The sequence below is a fragment of the Marinoscillum sp. genome, assembly GCF_040222955.1.
Classification (GTDB): Bacteria; Bacteroidota; Bacteroidia; order Cytophagales; family Cyclobacteriaceae; genus Marinoscillum.
Map to the genome: position 1 here is coordinate 102018 of NZ_JAVKCA010000018.1, position 23586 is coordinate 125603.

The window sequence follows — 23586 nt, forward strand, 5'->3', positions numbered from 1 at the left end:
TGGTTGTAAATTAACGAACTAACTCCAAATATCCATTCACCACTTCAGTTCCATCGCCTTTATCAATGAAGTAGAAGTAGGTTCCCACTGGCAGTTTCAATGCGTTTCTGCCCACGTTACTTGTACCATCAAATCTCCTGTCTATGTTGTTGTATCCCTTGGTTTCGTAGACCAATGAACCATCCCTGTTGTAAATACTTACCCGGTTATTAGGGAAGTAGTCAATACAATCAATGATCATAAAGTCATTCTTTCCATCACCATTGGATGAGATACCGTTGTAAATTTTCAGAGCAGCGGTAATCTCAAATTCACGTGTATAGTCACATCCATTATCAGACCTGAACCAAACACTCCAGAGTCCGGGCTCAGCTCCGATCAGTTTCACATCGCTTGAGACCGAAATACCATCAGGGTTAATCCAGGAGATGGTATCGATCTCATGGAATACCTCGAAATAGATGTCGGCAGTTCCGTTGAACTGATTGGCTGCACCATCTTCTGTTCTCAGACAAATGGATCCTGTTGTGAACACCTCAAATTCAGGAGCTTCAATTCCATTCAGGATTTCCACGGGAACTCTTGCAGATACACACCCGGTAGAGATTTTGATGGCTTCTACCAGATAGGTTGTTGTATCCAAGGTAGACACATCACTGCCTGTGAATACCGGAGTACTGAGGTTACCCTGTTCGTACCAGTTGAAGGTATAGCCTTCAGTGTTTCCATTCACCCTGGCCAATGCACGTCCATCAGGGAGGATGCAGTTGGTTCGGTCAGATATCTTCACCACAGTAGGAAGACCAACTGTTTCTGTTGCATCCATGATGTTGAACTGCTGATACCCTATACATCCGGTGATTTTGTCAATGGCCACCGTGGTAAATACTCCAATATTCAGTGAATCGACACTCTGCTTATTGCTGACAAATGGAGTGAATCCGGTGGTATCAGAGATTGCCCCTTCATACCAGTGGAAAGTGTACCTGAATAATTCACCTTCTGTGAAACCTATGGTTGCTCTGCCATTTGGCAAAGTAGGGTAGCAGATGGTGACATCATTGATCACGTCTACTCTAAACTCCGGAGTATCTCGGAGGTCTTTGACAGTCACGGCTTGAGGCACAGAGGTACAGAAAGCGTCAGTTCCATCTACCACATAGATGGTGTAAGTGCCGGCCTCAAGTCCTGAGTACACCGTTCCAATCCAGTCAGCTTGTGTAGGATCAGGAGTACCAGCGGTTTGATCACCAATGAACCAATAGAACTGATAATCAGATGCTGATTTACCATCAGGGATGTTATTCACCTTGGCTGCCAGCCTACCATCAGGATTCACACAGTTTGAATTACCCTCAGAAGTAACTGATAGTTTCAACGGATCCGGGTAGTCATCAATCATCACGTAGTTTTCAGAGACCGAACATCCTGTCGCCAACTCTGTGATAGTTACAGTGTAAGTATCTGCTGTTAAGCTATCGGCCGTCGCATTGTTAGCTTCTACCACCACACCGGAAGAGTTGGTCCACTCAAAGGTGTATAGCGTGTTATCCTGAGAGCCATTTGCACTTACAGTAAGTGATCCGTTTGGATTGTCAGGGTCACAATTGGTTTGAAGAGAGAAATCTTCAAGCGTAATACCTGGTCTTGTAGTTTTATCAGTAATGTCAATCTGATAGATACCTGTACTACATCCGGTAATATTACTCATGGCTATCACATAATATTCATCGGGCACCACATCAAATCCGGTATCATTGAATGAAAGGATAGGACTAGGGCCACTGTAGATCAGCGAATCATTTGGATTCCCAAGTGTAGGATCACCATTATAGAAATAGTAAGTATAGTCCGTCAGGTTGCCAATATTGATCATCGTCACTTCAAAGAATGCATTGGAAGGTGAGCATGCGGTCATGCTTACAGAGTCTATGGCCACAATCCTTAGTTCCTCAGGTACGTTTGTTAGTGTGAAGTACGCATTGGAAAGACAACCAACATTTACGTTCATAACTTCTACTTCGAATTTACCCTGGTACTGTCCGCTGAGTGTGTCATTGGATGACAAGCTTCCGGTAATTCTGGCATTAGTTCCAGGGTCCACTTCATACCAGTTAAAAGTATAAGAAGAATCAATGTGAATCGGATCGTTGGCCTTATCAGGTATCGCCAAAAGCATGCCGTTTGGAGTAGTACCTGTTTCTGAGCAGGTAGAGTCAGCTTCTACCTGAATGATTTGAATCTCAGGGTAGAAAGGATTGTCCTCGATTACAAACTGTACTTTTTCAGAATCGCAATTCGAATCATTTTTCCTTATGGCGGCAAAGTAAGTACCTGCACCTAAGCTATCAAGTTTCATCGCAGTGGCTGGATTACCATCGGCAATTGGCGTCACTCCATCTGATGCAAACAATAGCAGCGTGTAATCACTTACCATAGTTAATGAATCTGCGCTGCTACCCATGCTGAGGTCAGTTCCCTGATACCTTATCTGCGTAATGACGAAAGAACCATTTCCAACTGTGAAACAAGTCAGGTTTTTGTTCACTTCATAAGAAATGATGATCGGGTAATCGGGATCATTTTGCACTTCTATGGTTTGCGTAGACACACATCCTGTGTTATTGTTAGTGATTTCTACAGTATAGAAATCATCCGGTAGGTTCTGAACGAGTTCAGTACTATCGGACTCTCCAAGAACTGCACTCACTTCGTTGCCGGCGCTCGCTGAAGTGCCCACGTACCACTGATAGTCATAGTTTCCTGCAGAAGGAGCAATTCCATCAATTTGTCTTATCTCGATCAGTCCCTGAGCAATGCCGCCACCATCACAGTTGGCATTAGGGATCATCACCAAAGAGTCAATTTCAGGAAGTCTGCTTCTATCCAGAATGATCAGGTCAATAGACCCGTTGGAGCAGCCTGTCACTCTATGAGTGGCCAGGAACGTAATGGTGTCAGGCAACAGGTTTGAAAGGCTGATGGAAGCCGGAGCATTCAATACCTGAGAGACCCCAGCCTGACCTATACTTGAAGTAATTGTCCAGTCATAATCAGCAACCAGTCCTGCAGCGCCCTGATAGGTGATGTCGTTATCATCTATAGTAACTGCACCATTTCCAGCACCACAAAGCGTATTGTGAGTGACTTGAGCATCTGGAATATTGATGGTAGGGAAGCTTAGGTTATCAAGTACCTCATAGGTGAAGTTGACAGAACAACCTCCAACACCGTCAGTAATCACTGCGGTATAGTTTCCTGCGGAGAGGCCACTCAGGGTAAAGGTGTTAGCTGATGAAGACGCGGTTCCTTCTGCTGGGGTTACAGCAGGAGAGGTAGGCAAGCTTCCATTTCTCCAGTCCACAGTATATGCATTGGCCACCCCACCGGTTTCTAGGGTGATTTCTATAGAACCAACACCAGTAGAAGTACAGCTGGTATTGGGCTCAATGGTAGTCACAGAAGCTTCAGGGTAAGCTATGTTTTCCTGCACCTGGAATGGGAAGCTGTTGGACTCACAGTCGTAAAGCTGATGTGTTGCACTGATGAAGTAATTACCTTCACTCAGTCCTTGCAGATCGGCATCAGTGGTCACAGCCGTTATCAGCTGTTGGTTCGAATTTAGCAACTGTAGATCATAGGTACCGATCAGGTTGGCAACTCCTCCATCCACGGCTTCTCCAGAGACTGAAATAGGGCCATCCTGAGTAGTCAATGTAATACTGTTGATTACTACTTCACCATTCGCAGTACAGTTCGTCTGACTACTTGGTGTCAAGGTCATACTGATGGCAAATGTGGAGTCTTGCAAAACGGATTTAGCAATTACATTATTACAGTTGGCATTAGGGTTGGTTGTGTCAGTCACCCTTGCAAAATACCTGGCCGTTGCCAACCCACTAATAGTAGATGTAGGCGGGGTAGTGCCGGAAATGGTAATGGAAGGAGTGAAGCCAGCTCCAGATGGAACTCCATCGGTCAATAGTACCGCACTTCCAGGGTTAGAAACTGTACCCAGGTACCAGTCTATGGTATAATTGGCATCCATATCAGCTCCGGTAATTGAAAGCGTCAACTGTCCGTCAGCATTGGCCACATCGCAGGAAGAGTTCAATCGATCCAGCGCTATACTCAAACTAGGCTGCTCGGTATCATAATCTATGATTACACTTCTTAGTGGCGTGGTACAACCTGTTACAGCATCATTGGCTGACACGAAGTAGGTTCCAGGTGACAGATCCGCTGAAGTACTTGCCCCTGTAAATGTGGATGCACTTGGAGTGACTCCATCACTTTCGAATAAGGTGAAGGTGTAACCTGCTGTTCCAACTAAAGCTCCATTCAAGGTCACGTTATTGACAACTACTTGTCCATTGTGTGGACTACAATCGGTAATAGGAATACCCACAATTTGATTCGCGGCGATTTTAATCACATCAGGGTTATCTTCAACCTCCACTACAATCATGTCTGTACATCCTGTTCCTTCTGATGCGGTAGCCTGAGCTGTTACCACGATGGTGTAGAATCCAGCGTTCAGGTTGGTAGCTGAGAAATTGCCCACTCCACTGAGATCAGCCCTGAATGTGCCCGCAGTACCAGTTCCTTCATACCAGCTAAAGTCATAATCTGCTTCATCAGTATCAGGTGCCAGGATGGCCAGTGTGACTGAAGCATTCCCACCGGTACAGTATGTATCCTCAGTCACCACAGGAGTATCGAACGTAGGTTCGATGCCATCCTGCCCAACAGTGACGTTAACAACCTGCGAGCGGCAGAGATCGTCCACCAGGTTCTCTACATAAACGGTGTAGGTACCGGGTAACACATTCGATACACTGTCATTCGCTGAATTCACAGTGAATTGATTCGCTCCAGCATTAAGTCCGGCCCAGGTAAAGGCATAATCCCCTCCACTTACACTTAGGTCAACAGCGATTCCGTCCTTGAAGATTCTCGCCAGTTTGATAGTTCCATTTGCATTGTTATTATCACAATTGGTGTCATCAGTGGTGATAATATCGGCAAGTTTGATCTGGTAGACCGGATTGTCTTCCTTGAGTGTGTAAGATGCTGAAGACTTACATCCGTTATACGGATCGTTGGCATCATAAGCCACGACAGTGTATTGCCCTGAAGGTAGTCCAGTTACCAGAGAAGAGTCCGCTTTTGTGGCGACATCCACATCGACGGTACCACCAAGAGAAGATACCCTTGTACCCGTAGCCACAGTAGTGTCTGTTCCTACCCACCATTCGAAGATGTATTCAGCGGTATTTACCGCACCCACCCCTGTGATTCTTACTTCGAGTTCACCATCTCCGGTATCGGCAGTAGGGTCACAGAAGGTATCGTCAGATAGAGTAACCAGCTCGATGAGCGGATTCTCAGTATCATCAGCAATGGTTACAGAGACTGTGGCTGAAGAACAGGCATTACCATTCAGTGAAGTGTTGGTAACGAATACGGTATAGGTACCCGCACCGACCGTACCAATACTATCTCCCACGGCATTGACGGTTTCCAGTGTACCATCCCCGGCGGTGGTGTTACCAGACCAGGTGAAGGTATAATCGGCTCCATTGGTGGCCAGATCCACAGCGACTCCATCGACATAGATTTCTCTGATGGCAATGTATCCGTTGGTAGTTCCTGTACAGTTGTCATTGTCTTTGGTGACAATATCGGCGAGTTTGATCTGATAGACCGGATTGTCTTCCTTGAGCGTGTAAGTAGCGACAGACTTACATCCATTGTACGGATCGTTGGCATCGTAAGCCACGACAGTGTACTGCCCAGAAGGTAGTCCTTCGATGGCTGAAGAGTCAGCGGTGGTCACATCGATGGTTCCCCCGAAGTTGGCAGCGTTTGTAATCTCCATAGCGGCGATGGTCGTATCTGTACCTGCCCACCATCTGAATAAGTATTCCGTCACATCGACACCAGGAGTTCCTGTGATTTTCACTTCGAGTTCACCATCTCCGGTATCGGCAGTAGGGTCACAGAAGGTATCGTCAGATAGAGTAACCAGCTCGATGAGCGGATTCTCAGTATCATCAGCAATGGTGACGGAAATAGAATCACTTTCACAAAGCGTGATGTTATTGCTGATAGTGAATTTATAAGTTCCGGAAGGAAGTGCATAGACACTATCTGAAGCTACTGCACCGGTTGTTCCAATAGTTCCAGCAGCGGCTACATAAGCTGGCCAGTTAATGGTATAATTACCATTAATGACAGTAGGAACACCATCTTCTCTAACCGTATTGATCGTAATGTACCCATTAGGTGTTCCGGCGCAGTTATTATTGTCACCCTTCACAACATCACCATCGGCTTTGCTTACTGAAATGACTTTGGTGTCCTCCAATAGATTGAAGGTGCTGCTTACAAAACACAAGCTATCTGGCTTGGACCGATCAATAACCGCCAGGGTATAGAGACCACCGTCCACGTTTTCAAGTGTCGCAGAATAGGTTCCACCCGACACAATATTGACAGTGCCAGTGATATTGTTGATGGTTCCTCCTGTCACTACGGCTCCCGTAGTGTCAGAGCCAACAAACCACTTGTAGTAGAAATCTCCATCGGTAGCAGTTACGTTTTCAATGGTAAAGTCAATCTGCCCTAACCCATTATTATCTGTTCCGTCACATGAGTTGTCGATGGTATTTAAGGTGACCGTTACTTCGGGTAGGGTAGTGATGCTATCAATCTCTACCTGAACGGGATCAGTAATACAACCAGTCGTCAGGTGCCTTGCCTGAACATAATAAATGCCAGGATTTTGCATGTTGATTGTGGTATCACTGCTGAAATCTTTGATGGTATCAGCAGGAATGGTTCCCGGGTAATTAGCAAGGAACAAATACTCATATTGGTTCACATTACCAGTGAGCATGGAATCACTGCTTACAGCGATGATTCCTTGATTTGAAGGAGAACAATCAGTGAGATCTACCCAATGAACATTAAACAAGTTGTGATCTTCTGGAGCATCCTGAATGGTAAGTGTCAGCGTATCAGCAGTACAGCCATTGTTTCCAACCAAACTTGATATCGTTTCTATGACTACCGTATAATCTCCAGGGGCTAAAGTGTCTCCGGCATCACTGAATAATGACTCATAAGGACCAGGGTCTGTTACATTATCCGTATGATGAAGGCCCCCTGACACATCACTGCCAATAAACCAATGAAAATCAAATGCAATGGTCGTAGAGTCCGGAGCGGCATCTTTTCTTACTCGTACATACACATTTCCATTATAACTTCCGGCAAAATCAGGATCACAAACAGTATTGTTTTTCACTCCAGTTGAATCTATAACCGGGTCAAAAGCTTTTTGATACACTGAATCCGTTGCGGCGAGTGTCCAGCATTCATTACCACCTGAAAGGGCCGGATCTTGTTGAGCAATAGCCGTATAGGCACCGGAAGGGAGGAATGAAAATTCCGCAACAGTGGCTCCATTAATGATAGGGACAGTACTATCCAGAACATTATTATCACCATCATATATGATCCCATCATCAGAATCATAGTAATAAGGGAACCTCAATACATCACCTTCAGAATTGATCACATTATATGGCGCATGTCGATCTGCAGGAACCCCGTCACCCGCATACAAATAGACAATATAGGTTCCTATGTCATCCACTTCACCTGTGGTACCATTACCTTCTTCACTTATGTTTATTCCGCCTGTCAGCGATCCACTTGGCCCAGTGATATTGACGCCATCCACAAAGGTTGGTCCTGAAATCATTGAAGCCTGGAAGCTATTGGCTGTAGTATCATTTAGAATGGCCACTGATCCACCTTGCTGCAGTGTATCCAGGAGTGTAAAGGATCCAGTTGAGGTAGTGTAGGTAATTCGGATATTGTCTGCCAAAGAAACAAATGCTTGTCCATCGTCAGGACAACTTCTCACGTGTTTGATAGTAAGTGTTGTAGTGGCCTGAATCCCGTTAAATGGTAAGTAATAGGTCTCCTGATACCGACAGCCTGTGGTTTGACTAATGGCAACTACGGTATAAAGTCCGGTCACTATATTATCCAGAGTGGCTGTTGTAGCTGTTGACGATGTGTCAATAACAGCCGTTGAAGAAGGGTCATTTACCAACCCGTCTCCGTCTACCAGTACCAACGAAGAATCAGGATCGTTGGTGAGATTTGTGTAGTCATACGATCCTTCATACCAGAAATATGAATAAGTATCTCCACCAATACCAAAATCAGCTCTGATTCTTCCACCTATTCCATCACAACCATCTGGTAACTCTTCGTAAGTGATGTCTATTGTAGGTCCGATCCCTGAAACGGCATCAATAATCTCAATGCTTTTCGCGGAACTTGTACAACCCAGAGAACTTGAAACAATTAAAGTGTACCAATCTGCATCGCGATTGATCAACGTATCTGAAGTTTCACCTGGGAGAATACTTCCCGCATTGGCAGTTTGACCCTGATACCACTGGTAGGTCGTATCTGCAATGTCCGAATAACCTCTCGGCACTCCATTGGTAAAGTTAACTGTGAGTGCATCAATTGAGGCACTACCGTTTCCAAGATTACAACGCGTCTGATCTGTTTGATCAAGTGTGAAGGAGAAGCTTGGAATTGACTCTACAATGGTTACCTGATCTGTACTGTAGCAACTGGTGGCATCATCAATAATCTTAACTCTATATAAGCCAGACGGTAAGTTACTTATAGTGTCACCTGCTGCATTGGAGGTTACAGTAGTGTAGCCTGCCAGTCCTGTAGGCACCCCATCATTCACAATCATATTGGACGGACTAATGCTCGCTCCTTTGAACCACTGGTAAGTATAGGTGCTACTTCCTCCGATTTGTTCAGCTCCGATTTTACCAATTGGAGCGCTTACATTGCAAGAAAACTGATCTTGGATCACACCAGCATCAGCCGTAAAAGATTCGGTATCCTGAGCGACAGGGATAGTCAGTTTGACAGATGTACACCCTGTATTAAGATCAATGATTTCAACGGTATAATTACCCGGATCCACATTGATTAGGTGTAGTGAATCAGTCAGGTCAACGGAAGCATTATATGCACCCACTCCACGAAGCGTTCCCATGTTGTTTCCATTGGAGATGAGTTTCGCAGAATTAACTGTAGAACCATAATACCACTTCACCTGAAAATCGCCATCAGCCGGAATAAGCTCCGAACCTATAAGTTGAATCTCACCATTTGGATAGGTAAGTGCATCAATACATACTGTAACATCCACCGTATCAACTGCGGCATCTGTTGCTGGAACTTGTGGAGTAGCCGCAGAATCAGCCAGGTTGAATTGAAGTAGATCACTACAGCCGTTCAATCTATTCTCTAAAAGGAGGGTGTAGGTGCCTCCAATGATGCTATCCAAATAAATGAAGTTGGCATCCGAAAGGGTATCCGCATTGGCAATCAAAGCATCGTTTGGCAATAGGTTTCCGGTAGTATCCGTTCCTAAATACCAGGCGTAAGTATAGTCAGAAGGAGCTCCTGTTGGATCAATCGCCAAGAGTCCATTATACCTACCTGAGCTTGTTAGTGAGACATCACAAACTGTATTCTTATCTGAATTGGCAACATCTTTTACTGCTGTTGGTAAATCAAAGCTTTCATCCACAAAGAATGATACAGGTGTTGATGTACAACCTGATGTTGAGTCAGCGACGAAGACGGTGTATTGTCCGGTAGCAAGTCCTGTGACGAGTGCCGTAGAGTCATGCCCAGCCACCTGCGTACCGGTGGTATCAGATCCAGCATACCAGAGGAAGTATTTACCTGCGAGGTTAGTGCTGCCATCTACTTCCAGTATTTCGATGGAACCATTGTCGGCATTACAAGCGGTGACGTCCGAGACGATGTAGTCGACCCCTGGCGTTGTGTTGTCAATGACCGGGTTGGCTGCCGGCGTACTGAGGATATCAAACTCGAGTGTATCCCGACAAGCGTTGGCGGTGTTTTGCATCACGAGGGTATAAGTACCTCCGGGGATGTTTCTGATGAGCGTATCACCTGTTTCGATGACAGCATTGGGGAGCTGGGTAAGCAGTGCATCTCCAGCATTGGTAGAAGCCCCAAAGAACCATGTGAAGGTGTAGTCAGCGGCCACACCAGCATCTGGAGTTACCTCGATGGCCCCATTGTAAGAGTCACCGGTAGTGACGTAGGTGGTATCACACACGGTATTGTTGGCAGTGTTCGATCCAGCCCCGATGGGGTTGAGGGTAGCAGAAGGAAGCACAATGGCGTCACCAATATTGATATTGTGTCCACTGAATTCACAATTGGTACTTGGATTGACCGGGATAATACTGTATCCTCCCTCTGAGAGATTAGTAATGCTGTCAGAGGTATAGGTATTGACGAAATCTCCGTCTCCATCATATACGTCAAATTCATAATCACCAACATTGCCGGGGATACCATCTTCAGTGAGCGAATTGATCTTATAACTACCATTACTCAAAGTACCACAATCTGTTACTCCATAGGCCGTACCTGATAACACAACAACAGGCTTATTGACCAGCAGATTTACTTCATCAGTGGCATAACAAGAGCCATCAGGATCTTGGAGGTCAGTCACTTTAACGGTATAAATTCCCGCAGCACGTCCATTGAGAACCGGGTTGAGGGTGTCTACCCCGTTGAGTTCGGTTCCATCGGCTCCCACACCGGAACCAGAGTAGAATTTAAAGGAATAATCACCACCATCATCGTTATTAACTACAGCGGTAATGATTCCGTCCGGTGTGCCTCCTGAGCATGCCGACGGTTGTTGGGTAATGGTCAATTCTGCATCAATTGCCGTAAGTTCATCTTCTACCGTGAAAGTCTCTGTATCCGATACACAACCTGTAGAACTATTGGTAACTGTCAATGTATAATCTCCTGGTCCAACACCGCATATAAATGGAACATTTCCCCCAACAGGGTTACCAAGATTATCCGTCCAGGCGAAATCATATTCACCAAGGACTGGCTCAAGGAAAACAGCCTGGTTGTTATATGACCCTCCTGTTGAAGATGTAAATCCACCGATTACCTTAGACTCGCCACCAAAAATATCATTGATAACATCACCTGTATAGATAAATCGCAATGAACCTTCCACCCAAAGTTCGAACACCTGATCAGATCCCGATTGTGTAACGAGGATTGAAACATCGAGGGTATCTCCATCTTCCACATTGGTTTTGGAAGCGTGAATCTGAGGTAAGCTTCCCATGCTTACACCTAATGCCGTTGTTGTAATATCACCGTTGAAGAAAAGATTAGTGTGGTCATAGCTAGGGTCACTTGATCCATTGTCCCAAGTGTCGAATTCAATAGAAACGGCTGGTTGAATTTTGGTAAAAGAGCCACCTCCCAGGACCTGACCAACTCCCAGGTCGCCTCCTACACGACCCCTGGCATCATATCCCCTTGGATCACGGTGCATCGTAAAAGCAATTCCATCAGCTCCATTCGCATCTCTACTTCCCAGAAGTATTCTAAAATCTAACCTCAAGGGCTCAGCCAGGTCAATCGAATCTCCTAACCAGATTCTTCCAAATTGATTATTGGTTTCTGTGGTGAGCTGAAAACCATTGGCACCTACTTCAGTGGCGTTGTCCAGCACTGAGGTGTTACATGAAGAGATATTCTGAAAGATTTCATCATTAGCTCTTCCATTGACCACAGCATTGTTCAGGTCGATTGCTGCAACAATGGAGCCATTAGGAGAGTCAGAACAGGTCGTATTATTTCTTACTTCACTTTCATTGAGAACAATGATCGGTTGGGCGGGTATATCTTTGATTTCAAAGCTAAACTCGCTCACACAGCCATTACCAAGGTTGGTCATCTCCAGTGTGTATTTTTTACCGGTAGGGGAGCCCTCCAGATAATAGGCACTTGCCTCATTAATTACATCGTCGCTGGTGGTAGTGTTGGTTACCTGCGTACCAGCTGTACCGACACCTTCATACCATAAAAATTCGTAATCCGATACTACTCCGGTGACCGGTGAAACCACAATTTCACCATCATAATTGCCCGCCACGGCCACATCACAAACGGTATTATTGGAAATGCTAATAGTGTCAATCTGAGGATTGGCTGGTGAGTACGCTACCACACCTTGAATCGGATCAGAAGAACATCCGTTGGGGCCAACAGCTACCACCGTGTAAGTCATATTGGTAATATTGGAAATGCTGGAGGTAGACTCACCTGATGGAGTGCTTCCATTGCTGGTGCCATCTATGGTAATGTTCTGTCCGCCTGTTCCACTTCCTTCATACCAAGTGAAGGTATAACCGCTGGCATCCGGGTCAACCACTGCACTTCCGTTGAAAGATACATTGACAGAAACTCCTCCTGTAGGGCCCGTGGTTCCAGTAGGATCACAAGTAGTATTGGGAGTGAGTGTATTGACTGTCAACACTGGTTTGATAGGGGTCTGGCTCAAGGTGATATTAGCCGTAGAAGTTACACAACCGGTCTCTGTATCGGTCACCACCACGTAGTAGGTAGCACTTGGAAGGTTAGTAGCGGTGCTTTGATCTCCATCATTGGCCACATCGACTTCATTTCCAGGTGCAACAGATCCTAAATACCACTGAAATGAATAGTCAGGCTCGACATAAGTAATTCCTGGATTGTCGGGATCCTGCACATAGGCTTCAATGGATCCTCCTCCGGCTGTCGCATTACATCCGGTAGCAGGAGTAACCTCAGAAGTTACCACATTCGGGTAAGCGGGATCATCAATGATGGTTTTGGTTTGAGGAGCCGTTTCACAACCGGTGGTCTTGCTTTTTGCCACCACGGTATATTTCCCCCCTGCGAGTCCGTTGAGGACATCGGAAACAGTATCAGCTACGATCAACGGGTCACTGGTGGTCTCTCCGGCATAAAAGGTATAAGTATAATCTCCATCAGTTCCACCAGGCATGTTCACGTTTAAAAAGCCAGAGTTTGACGAACAATAAACGTTATCTATGGCAGTAATAGAGCTGATAGTTGGCGTAGTGGAGACGTCAGAAATGATCACATCTTTGTAAAAGTCACAGAGAATATCATCGTTGGTGACCAGGATTCTATAAGTCCCATCAGTTAAATCAGTGTAGGTAAATCCAGTGTTCCCATTTGCCACTGTGGTGGTACCCAAAGAACTACCCGGATCTAATGTCGCACCATCGAATAACTCAAACGTGTAGGAGGACGGCTCAGAGTTATCCGAATATGCCTGAACAAAAATTTGTCCTGTTCCGGTAGCATTACATCCTGAGTCATCTGTAATGGTGGTGATGATGGATGGTTCGTCCACAATGTCTGCTATTGCGAAAGCCAAGGTTCCTGTAGAACAGTCTGTATCCAAATCAATTACCTCAATGGTGTAAAATCCAGCAGGCAGGCCTGTAAAAATGGGGCTGGAAGGAGCGGTAATGGTGGAAAGCTCAGTATCTGTGGAATAGCCATCGTACAAAACGTACTCGTAATTGCCTCCATCCGGGTCAATCTTGCCAGTGAGGTCCATGCTTCCATTGGGGTTCGCCGGATCACAGGTGGTATTGTTTTGGGCGTAGCCTAGTGGACAGTTGATGTCTGAGGTGACATAGGCGATGGTACCTTGTGCCTGCAATTGCACGGTACCATCATAGAATGCTCCGGATTGGCCTGTATTTACATTCACATTAGAATTAACCCCCGTTGCCCGGTTTGGAATATTGGCTCCATCACTTACATCAGAAAGCCCATCAAAATCATAGTAAACAATTAGCCCAGATTCTGTACCCACAGTCTCCGCACATACCGCTTCGTTAATTTCCAGTGGCGTAAAGGCTTTATTGAAAATCCTAAGTTCATCAAATCGACCTTCAAACTTATTGGTACCCAGATTTCTGTCCCTTGCCACATACATTTCGGTACCCGCGTTCAATAGACCATTCCCATTTCCCAGGTAATTATCAGTACCTAACAATACGCCATCTGCGTAGATGGCCATATCACCCAGGTTACCATCACCGTTCAAATCTGTAACGGCAGACCATACTCCGGTGAGCTGAGTCCATCCCGTTGGTTTGTAGTTGGTGTTGATTCTTCCACGTGAGCCATCTCCCTCTGTTTTTACCACAAATGCCAATCCATCTGTATTATCCGTCCAGAGGACTACCTGATCTTCTCCTGTTCCTCCAGAGGAAAAGATCAGGTGGTCGTTCAGGTAGTTTTCATTGGCAAGGTATACCCAGTAGGAGAGGGTGATTTCTTCCCACCCTGCGATGGCTTGAGGTATTTCAATCCATGATTTGTTGCTAAAGTTGATAGCGCTTCCGGCATTCACGGAGGTGATGAAATTAAATTCGGGTGCTGAAGACTGCTCCAGTATTTCAAATGTTCTTTTGACCGTACAACCACCTTTCTTGACGGTTACACTATAAATCCCATCGGGAAGTCCGCTGGCAGTAGCTCCGTTCACCGAAGATCCAGGGACAGCCCCGGGCAGTTTGTTAGCGTTAGCAGTGGTGGTACCTACATACCATGTGAAAGTATAGCCACTTGTGGTGCCGGCCCCATCACCGTCTGCAGATGCTGATCCATTAGAAGCTCCGGTTTCGCAAGAGGTATTATGTTGGATAATGGTTACGGTAGGCTGTGGTCCCGTAGAATTGTCATTGATAGTGACCGTTACAGGATCACCGGGACAGCTTGATGCTTTCTCAATTGCTCTCACTGTATAATTACCAGCCGGCAACGAACTAATGGATGCAGTAGTATAATCAGGAGTGGGTTTTAAGGTGGACCCGATATACCATTGGAAATCATAATTTGAGGTATTACCCCCGATGGAGGCGCTGGCGGCACCTGTACCGCCGCAGGTGGTGATATGGGTGAGGGAAACATCCGGAACCGGTGGCTGTGAGAGCGAAGAGGAGACCACTTCGGAGCCAGTCATCACACACCCACTTAACGTATATTCTACCTCCACAAAGTATCCAATCGCTTCAAGGTTGCTAAGTATACTACCTGCTCCAATGGTAGTACCACCTGCATCCGAACTTAATGTCCAGGTGAAGGAATATCCTGCTTCGAGGGTGTCAATAGGATCGCCACTGCCATCAGTTTGGGTGTAGGCAAAAGCTCTTAATTCACCATCAGGATCAGCACAATCGGTTAGTGGACTTATTTCGTACACATGCACCTCAAAGTCTGGAACATCATCCAGGTCAATGGTGATATTAACCGTGTCAGAGTAGCAATTACCGTCTACCGTATAACCAACCACTGAGTAGTCACCGTCAGCCATGGTGGGGTAAGTAGATCCTGAGAAAAGTACTGTAGAAAAATCACCCTGATTATACCAATAGAATTCAAATCCATCTACGTCTGTGAATTTCTTGGTAGTAGGGCCGCTTGTACCGGTAACACTTACGTTATCCAATGTGAATTTCTCATCATTGGCAGTGGAATGCATGGTTACTTTTATCTGCAATGAATTGGCATTTATGCCACTGATTGTGGCCTGCTGATATTCAAAGTCACCATAACCCTCTGTCAGCAAAACAAAATCGGCATCTGTATTGCGCTTATAATACACGCGCATGACATCCCGTGACTTACCAGAAGCCTCCATGTCTCCATCTGAAATCATGTCAGCAGAAAATGTAACGTCTGTGTGACCAGAGATATCTATTACCTCTGAAAGCCAGGTTACCGGCTTATCTTCATTGTTTCCTCCTGAATTCCAAACTCTGAAGCCAGAGTTATTCACACCGTAAAAGGACGGGGTACCAGCGGCGGAAGAAGACCATTGAGAATCTCCAGCTGTGTCATTTTTATCCCCATTGAGGTCGGGATCATTAAAGTCTTCAAACCATACAGTTTCTACACCGCCACCTACGGTTCCATCGAAATATGCCTGCGCCTGGCCATTGTCTGGCTTACTGGGATCGCACTTCTGATTATCTTTTAGTTTATCAACAGTCAGCGTAAATGGTGTATGTGTGACACTGACACTCGCTATGTTGTTGTCTGTTTCGCATTCGGGGATACTTGCTGAATACGGAGTGATCGGAGGTGTTTGACCAAAGTCATTGAGTGAAATAAATAATTCAAAATCTCCACCGATACCATCTACATCCATGGTAATAGTGCGCGTTTCTCCCTGCAAAAAGTTCAGGAGCACAACTACCTCGGTATTCAGTTTGGTTGAGCCGGAAGTAAGAGGGTCGCCTGCATAAAAAGTTACCGGGAGGGATCCGGATATATCTGCATCACCGGTGTTGGAAATATCAAATGAGACTGAAAATCCTGTAGCCGGGCAGTTGGAAGCCGTTGCAGTGATACTCGCACCATCCAGGTCAATATCGGGACTAACGTAGGAAGGGCAACCTGTTTCATCCACAAATGGTGACTGGTTCAAAAAGGTGTTAAGGAAACGGTTGGGGCCTGTGGTACAGATGTCAGTGGAGAATACAGCGGTGTGATCCTGCTGACTTAGGGGAACCGTTAGGTCATCATTAATATTCACATTGAAGTAGGCATGCTGGTTCCAGACCGATCTGGACGGCTGCCACGCTTCTCCGTCTGCTCCAAATACTCTGATATGAGAATATTGAGTGTTTGAATAAGGATTGAAAGGAGTAGCATCGCTAGTATAGCAGGCCACACAGATTTCTGAGGCACCGTCACCGTCTATATCGGCGACAATCGGATATTCTTCCTGAGTTCTGGAGATACAGGGGAGGGTCTTTCGTGTAGTCCCATCCGTTCCGTCTATGATTAAAAGAGCGGATTCAGATCGATAGATGGTTTCAAATGCACCATCCCCATCAAAGTCAAACAGCGAGCAACCTGTAAAACCAGAAGACCCTTCTTTCACCGCTTTGGTCCAAAGGGGCTCAAATACTCCGGTTACAGGATTGATATGTAGGGAGTAGAGCACCTGATCGGACACATAGGTAGCATTTAGGGAACCATCACCGTCAGTATCCCCAATATTAATGCGTCCTGTTCCTCGAATGAAATTATTTCCCGCATCCTGGTAAACTTTTACTTCACCGTTGGCAATATCCCAGAAAAATACGGAGGTCGTACCCCAGTATCCTGAACCTAAAGCCCCGGAAGTAAGCACATCTATATTTCCATCCAGGTTAAAGTCTGCTACTGAAATGGCCGACCACTGATCATCCCAGGACGAATAGTATTTTGGGTGATAACTGCCTGAGAATCCACTTGCTGCAAGGTCTGTATCCATGTCAGCCACGCGTGTGAGCGTACCGGCTGCAAGATCTACCGACCAGATATCATCGCCGGTAATTAACTCAAGGTCTGAATCACCAAAAACATCAACGGCAATGGGGCTGTGTACAAAATCTCTATCCCAATTACCACTGCCTGTTACCAGAATGGTGCCTGTCAGGGCATTTCGAATTTCATTTTTATAATAGAGTTCAACATTGCCATCCCCATCAAAATCCGCCACTGCTGGAAGACCTATGTTGTTTCTTGATGAAGTCCCACGCCATTTTTCTACCTGATTACAATCGTAGACGATGATGTCATTGCCTACATTTTCGACTATGATCATTTCGGCACAGTCGTCATTTTCCAGATTTGCCAGGACAATAGCATTTTCAGGTTCGAACGATAGAGAAATTTGAAACTCCGTCTGACCTGTTACTCCATCAAGGACAGATACCGTTTTGGCTTGTCTGTTGGTCACCACCACCTCCGGAGTACCATCCTGATCTATATCTCCAATAGCAGGCAAGGCATGACTATTGGCGGTTTCGTCAGCAGAAACCCATTCCGTTCTGATAGCAAATGTTGGATTCTCGGTGGGCTCCTCGGCACATAATACACTGTTACCAAAATAGAATTCTGAACAACTGGCTCCACCTGCACAGTCTCCATCATAACAGTCAATGTATCCGTCACCATCGTCATCCACTCCATTGGTACAATTTTCCTGTCCAAAAGCATAAGAAATCGACAAACAAAATAATATGGAGAAAGATAGGAGGTGGTTCCTGTAATTTTTCATAGTTAAAATGGTGATAGAATTATGCATAAATACAGCCTGGCGCGCGTAAGTAACCCATTGAGCAATGTACGAAAACGACCTGAAAACCAAAAGGTATAATCGACGAACCAAAAGTAATAAATAAATCAATGCATAAATATATTAATATATAATTGCATTATACTAATATAATATTCTTGATTTAATCAAAATAAGTATTTGAATTGTAATATCCGGTGATTACCGGGCAAGCAAAATTGATCCGGTCATGTTATATCTGGAGTTATCACACCTCATAATAAAATAATAAATTCCTTCAGGAACTTGTGATGATCCATTGTTGAGGTTACCATTCCAGACACAATTATCCTGAAAAGGAGAGGATCCCTTGAACACATAAGCACCTCTCTGATCTACGATATACACCGTGCATCCTTCCAGACTGTTTGTGTTTAGTATCTCCCAACATTCGTAGCCAAGTCCATCGCCATTGGGAGAGAAAGTCTTCCTTGCAATCACTCCCGGGGTTTCTATTACCAAAGTAGCTGTGGTTTCACAACCGTTAACTGCATCAGGCCCGGTGAGTGAGATAGTCGTGTATCGTGCACGAGGGTAGGCAGTAACGGTTTCAGAGGTAGTATTGTCCAGTATTTCTGAAGGCTCCCAGCTGTAGCTGGAACCATTTTGAGCAGTTAGAGTAACGGTAGAAACTCCATCAGCAAGGCGGATAGTATCATCCACTATGGTAGCTTCTGGTGAAGTGATACCCACTCGGGAGTTGGCATAATTGGAGATCGTTACTTGAGATTGCACATCGCAACCAAGGTTTGTGACCATGTCAACTGTAATCGTCACATCTTCCTCATCCGGATCAGTTTTGGCATAGGTGAAGTATGAAGTGTCTCCCGTAGACCAGTTATAGGAGAGATAGTTTTGAGGGAGTTCCAGTCTTAAACTGTCCAATGGGCATTTTTCTGAGCCTTCCGGTAAAATAACATCAACTTCAGGTATGTCTGAAATAGTAATGGTTTTTGTAAATGCGTCTGCACAGGACTCTACGGTTTCGTATGTAGTATTGAGTGTCACGTCGTATGTGCCGGGAGTATTGTAAGTATGCGCTGTTGCCAGTTGATCATCCGTGGTTCCGTCTCCGAAATCCCACTCATAGAGTAGGTCAAAGCCATTTTGACCAGTACTGGTCGCGTTAAAATCGATTGGTTCACCCACGCATATTTCATCGACAGAAGTAAAATTGCTAACTGGTAAGGTGACGGCATTCAGGGGATAGGCTGAGCTTTCCTTGTCACATCCACTGGCATCTGAAATCACCGACACTGTATAGTCACCGGTGAGGGATGCTACAAATGTATTAGAGGTAGCTCCGCTAATATCAGCGCCATTTCTTTTCCATTGGAAACCAAACCCAGAATAGCTGGGCACTTCCAATTCAACGGTAGTGGTTTCGCAAAAGTCGTCTGCACCATTATTAAAAATACCTACTGTTGGTGGTTCATCCACCGATACCGAGATGGATCCCACCTCACTCACACAACTTCCTGCTTGAAGTACTCGCAATTGATAAACTCCCGCATTTGAGGAAGATGCGGAAGAAATCTCCAGTGTATTGGTGGAGAGGGTGGTTTCTGTGCCGTCTGGCAAAATCCAGAGGTATTCGTCCCTATTGGCTGTGGCGGTAAGGGTGAACGGGTCTCCGGCGCAAATAACACCTGACGCGCTATTGACGATAGAGGGAGCAGGGGGCGGTGTACCTCCTGTTAGGTTAAACGTTTGTGTGCCTATATCGGTACAACTTCCATCATTGGCCGTAATGGTTACCTGAATGGTAGCGGTCGTTCCGGAGTTCACAGTCACACTGGTGGTCCTGCTTCCGTTGGTATTGATGGTGGCATCTCCTGCAGATACAGACCAATTGTACGTGGTTTGCAATGACCTGGTGGCGGAGAGGGTAAAGGCATTACCTACGCAGAAAGTGAGATCGGAGGGACCAATAGTAGGGGTCAAACAATTTTTATTAAGTAGTACGGTGAGGTTTCCAAAAGCAGTTTGTTCACTTTTATTAGCAGTGGCAAAATCCGGTTTGGCATCTCCATTGATATCGAAGATGGTAATGTTTCTGTTTCCTGAATTGGTGCTAATACTTTTTGTATCAAAGCTCAGGTTGCCACCGGATGTGGTATTTTCCAGAATAGTGATACCCCCGGAGGTAGAAGTTACCGCGAGATCCGTTATTCCGTTCCCATCGAGATCAGCTGCTTCCAGTCCCCAGGCATCCTGTACATTGGATACTGTAACGGGGGTAGCATCAAAACTCACTGTATTGACAGTTGAGGAGTTTATAAAGATATCAAGCTCATCAGAAACAGAACTGGTGGTGATGATTTCCTTTTTGCCATCCATGTTTAAATCTGCGAGGATTACATTCAGCCGGGTAGAAGTTTTGTTCAAAACCTGCTGACTCATTTTGATCACTCCCGGGCTGCTTTCATTTTGGAGCACATAAACAAAATCGTTTTCGGCAGCAGAGATGGTGACAATATCATTGAGTCCATTTCCATTAATATCTCCAGCATCCAACCCACTGGCATGCACCGCACCTGTCACGGTAATGCTCACAGGGTTGTCGAATGTAATGGTTGCTCCGGTTGATATGTTTCTAAAAATAAAAATGATGTTATCGGTCTCATTCCCAACGACCAAATCATTCTTACCATCACCATCAATGTCTATAATTTTGAATCTCTTTGGATTTCGAATGTTGCCATCATTTTGCTTGGGCAGAATGAATTGAGTTCGGGTGAAACTAATGGTTCCAACGGTGCTAACATTTGTGTAAACAGAGATGACTTCCTGGTTGGATGTGAAAACCAGATCTGGAAGACCATCACCGTTCAGGTCTCCGCACTCGGTGCTAATGGTAGAAAAGCCATTGGAGATATTTGTTCTGGTAAAGTCCGGGGTGGTGAGGGTAGAGGCATTCTTGAAGATACTTACGCTCGTGCCAAAGTTATTCGCTACAGCCACATCTTTCAGGCCATCGCCATCAAAATCGCACGCACAAAGATCATAGGTATACTGCTGCCCAGTAGTGAAATCAAACTGGCTGCCGACGGAAGCAACCTCAAAGCCACTACCGGAGAAACTGGGAGTAAAGACCTGACTTGACATTCCGGAAAGTCCGGTGGATTTATCCAGAACCTGAACAGGTCCATAGGTTGCTGATGAAGGAACCGTCACCTCGATGAGCGTGGTAGTGGTGTTGGTAATGACTGCAATTCCGCTACCAAAATTCACCTGCATGTTACCGGGAGAGAAACCGGAACCTGAAATACTCACAGGCTCTCCCACAGTAGCAGAAGTCTTATCTATGTTATTCACAAATGGACGCTGCTGAGCCCATAGAATAAAACTACATATCGTCAATCCTAAACTAAAAAGGTATTTCATTATTCGTTAACCGTTAAAACCCACACTTTAGACAAACCAGAAAGGTTTTTCACCCTGTTTTTCTCCGAGATCACTCTTTGCAAATTGGCGGAATTGAAGATCACCACGTAGTAGTAACCACGAGCACTCAGGAAGCCGACTCTGGTGTCATGAAATCCGCGTTCAAACAACAAGTCACTTTGATCTTCTGCATTTTGGAAGCTCTCAAAAACACCGGCTACGACGTAGTTACCCGCCGGAAGTTCCAAACGGTGGTTACCTTTTTTGGCGACCTGATGTTCATCGGACTTTGAATAGTCCGCCAACGGTCTGAAGTCAGTAGTAAGCTCAGGGTCGCCCTTAGCTACTTCTACTTTTTCTTCCGGTGTAGGTTCTATGGGCTCTTCCTGAATAGGTTGCTCATCAACAACCTCACTTTTCGGTTCTTCCACTATCGGAGGCTCTTCTTTTATCGGAGCCTCTGCTTTGATGGATATTTTCGCATCTTTCATGGCATGAGCCTCAGCGGGATTGTGATCAATGGCTTCCGCAGCACTTTCTGAGAGTATTTCATCCCAGATAACAAGTGTTTCTTTTTTGTCTCCATCTATGGTTCTTGTCCACTTGATACCAGCTTCTCTCTTGCCGTCAGGCCTTGTACGAATCAAAGGCTCCTCTGTAGGGTTGGCGATTTCGTACGTTTCCTCCCTGGCTCCTGGTGGGGGTGGAGGAAGCCAGCTAAAGACCACTTCTTTTTCCCCTTGTTCATTCACCCTGTCAAATTTAATTCCGCGCTCTTTTTCACCGAATTTGTTGATGCGCTCAACAGGTTCGTTTTCTTTTTCGTAATTCCAGTTGTTCGTCGCTTTTACCGGTTCTTCTTTTTTAGGGGCTCCCGCCAGTAAACCCAGCTCATCTTCATTCTTACTGGTCTGGACAGGCTGTCTGCTCTTTTGAAGGGCCTGGAGCTGTTTCTGTCGTTCGAGCTCTGCTTCTCTGGCTCTTTCCTCAGCTGATGATCTATGACTCTTGATGAAAGAGGATACGTGCTCAGCATGGTCCTTTTTAGAGCCTAAATGATATCCAATATGGATTTCGTGCGTGGCTCCCAAGAGGGCGGCTGTGTTCGGGTTTCCATACTCGTAGGAATAACCAACCCCCATTTTTTCCCAAAATTTAGCTCCAAGGAGCCCGACAAAACCGGCATCCTGCCTGTAACTGGCACCAACCCATACGATGTGTAATAGATGGAGGATGACCGTAGCTTCGTATTGATTGGATAAGTAGGAGTGGTACCTATATATAAGGTGTGGTTCAATGGCAATGTTGTCGCTCAGGTGTCCTCGATAGTTAATTTTGAAAAGAACGTTATCGTGCGGCCTTACGTGCATTGGAGTAGCACTCTCTGTCGTGAACAGATCATATCCGAAAATAGAAGGTAATGACACACCAATATTGAAGTGGCCAAAATGATAAGCCATGCCAAAATCGCCAACCAAAAAGGTTTCATTGGTTAATAACCCCTGAAAAGCCGGGTCTGTAGGCGAATCAAACTCACCAAAATTGAGGGTGTTATTACCAGCACCCAAGGACAAACCAAACCTAATGAAGTGCTCTCTGTCAATACTTACAAGATAGCCTCCTGTCACCTTTCCAGCACTTTGAGTATACAAGCCAGCCCTTTCATTGTAGGCCATCGCACCGAATGCCAACCCACCCTTCAACGGCACATGAAAATTCACATGAGAAAGTGATGGGGCACCGTCAATGCCACCCCACTGCTCCTTGTGCATCACAAAGAGTACCGTATGGCCTTCTACGCCTGCATAGGCAGGGTTGTAGATATAGGGGTTCATAAAAAACTGATTGTAAACTTTTGGGAGCAGTTGCGAAAATGTTGCAAACTGTGAAAAGCACAACAGAATAACCCACAGAAATTTTTTCATACACCTATTTTGAACTTTTAAAATTTCCTGTCTGATTTTCAGTGACACAGACGAAATGAATACAAAACTTAGCTAAAATATTAAATATTTATCGTTTTGCTTTAAATAAGCACTTTAAATCTGCCAACTCATTGTTATTGATGAACTGTAGTTTCTCTATAT

3 protein-coding genes are annotated in these 23586 nt (G+C 45.3%); all 3 read right to left on the reverse strand.

From position 1 onward, the window contains the following. Positions 1 to 10: 10 nt before the first annotated feature. The 3 genes from RIH33_RS15830 to RIH33_RS15840 all read right to left on the reverse strand — a co-directional run bounded on the left by RIH33_RS15830 (position 11) and on the right by RIH33_RS15840 (position 23424). Complete coding sequence (locus tag RIH33_RS15830) at positions 11 to 18055, reverse strand: lectin-like domain-containing protein (RefSeq protein ID WP_406658718.1); 18045 nt, start codon at positions 18053 to 18055, stop codon at positions 11 to 13. A gap of 219 nt (positions 18056 to 18274) precedes the next feature. Further along, complete coding sequence (locus tag RIH33_RS15835; RefSeq protein WP_406651701.1) at positions 18275 to 21499, reverse strand: FG-GAP-like repeat-containing protein; 3225 nt, start codon at positions 21497 to 21499, stop codon at positions 18275 to 18277. After that, a complete protein-coding gene (locus RIH33_RS15840) occupies positions 21499 to 23424 on the reverse strand; it encodes a PorP/SprF family type IX secretion system membrane protein (RefSeq protein ID WP_406651702.1) in 1926 nt (641 codons plus the stop codon). The genes RIH33_RS15835 and RIH33_RS15840 overlap by 1 nt, the downstream gene beginning before the upstream one ends. Positions 23425 to 23586 lie beyond the last annotated feature (162 nt).

Bases quoted from the DNA above. Each gene is read 5' to 3' on its own strand.
- RIH33_RS15830 (WP_406658718.1), bottom strand. From the start codon at position 18,055: ATGAAAAATTACAGGAACCACCTCCTATCTTTCTCCATATTATTTTGT.
- RIH33_RS15835 (WP_406651701.1), bottom strand. From the start codon at position 21,499: ATGAAATACCTTTTTAGTTTAGGATTGACGATATGTAGTTTTATTCTA.
- RIH33_RS15840 (WP_406651702.1), bottom strand. From the start codon at position 23,424: ATGAAAAAATTTCTGTGGGTTATTCTGTTGTGCTTTTCACAGTTTGCA.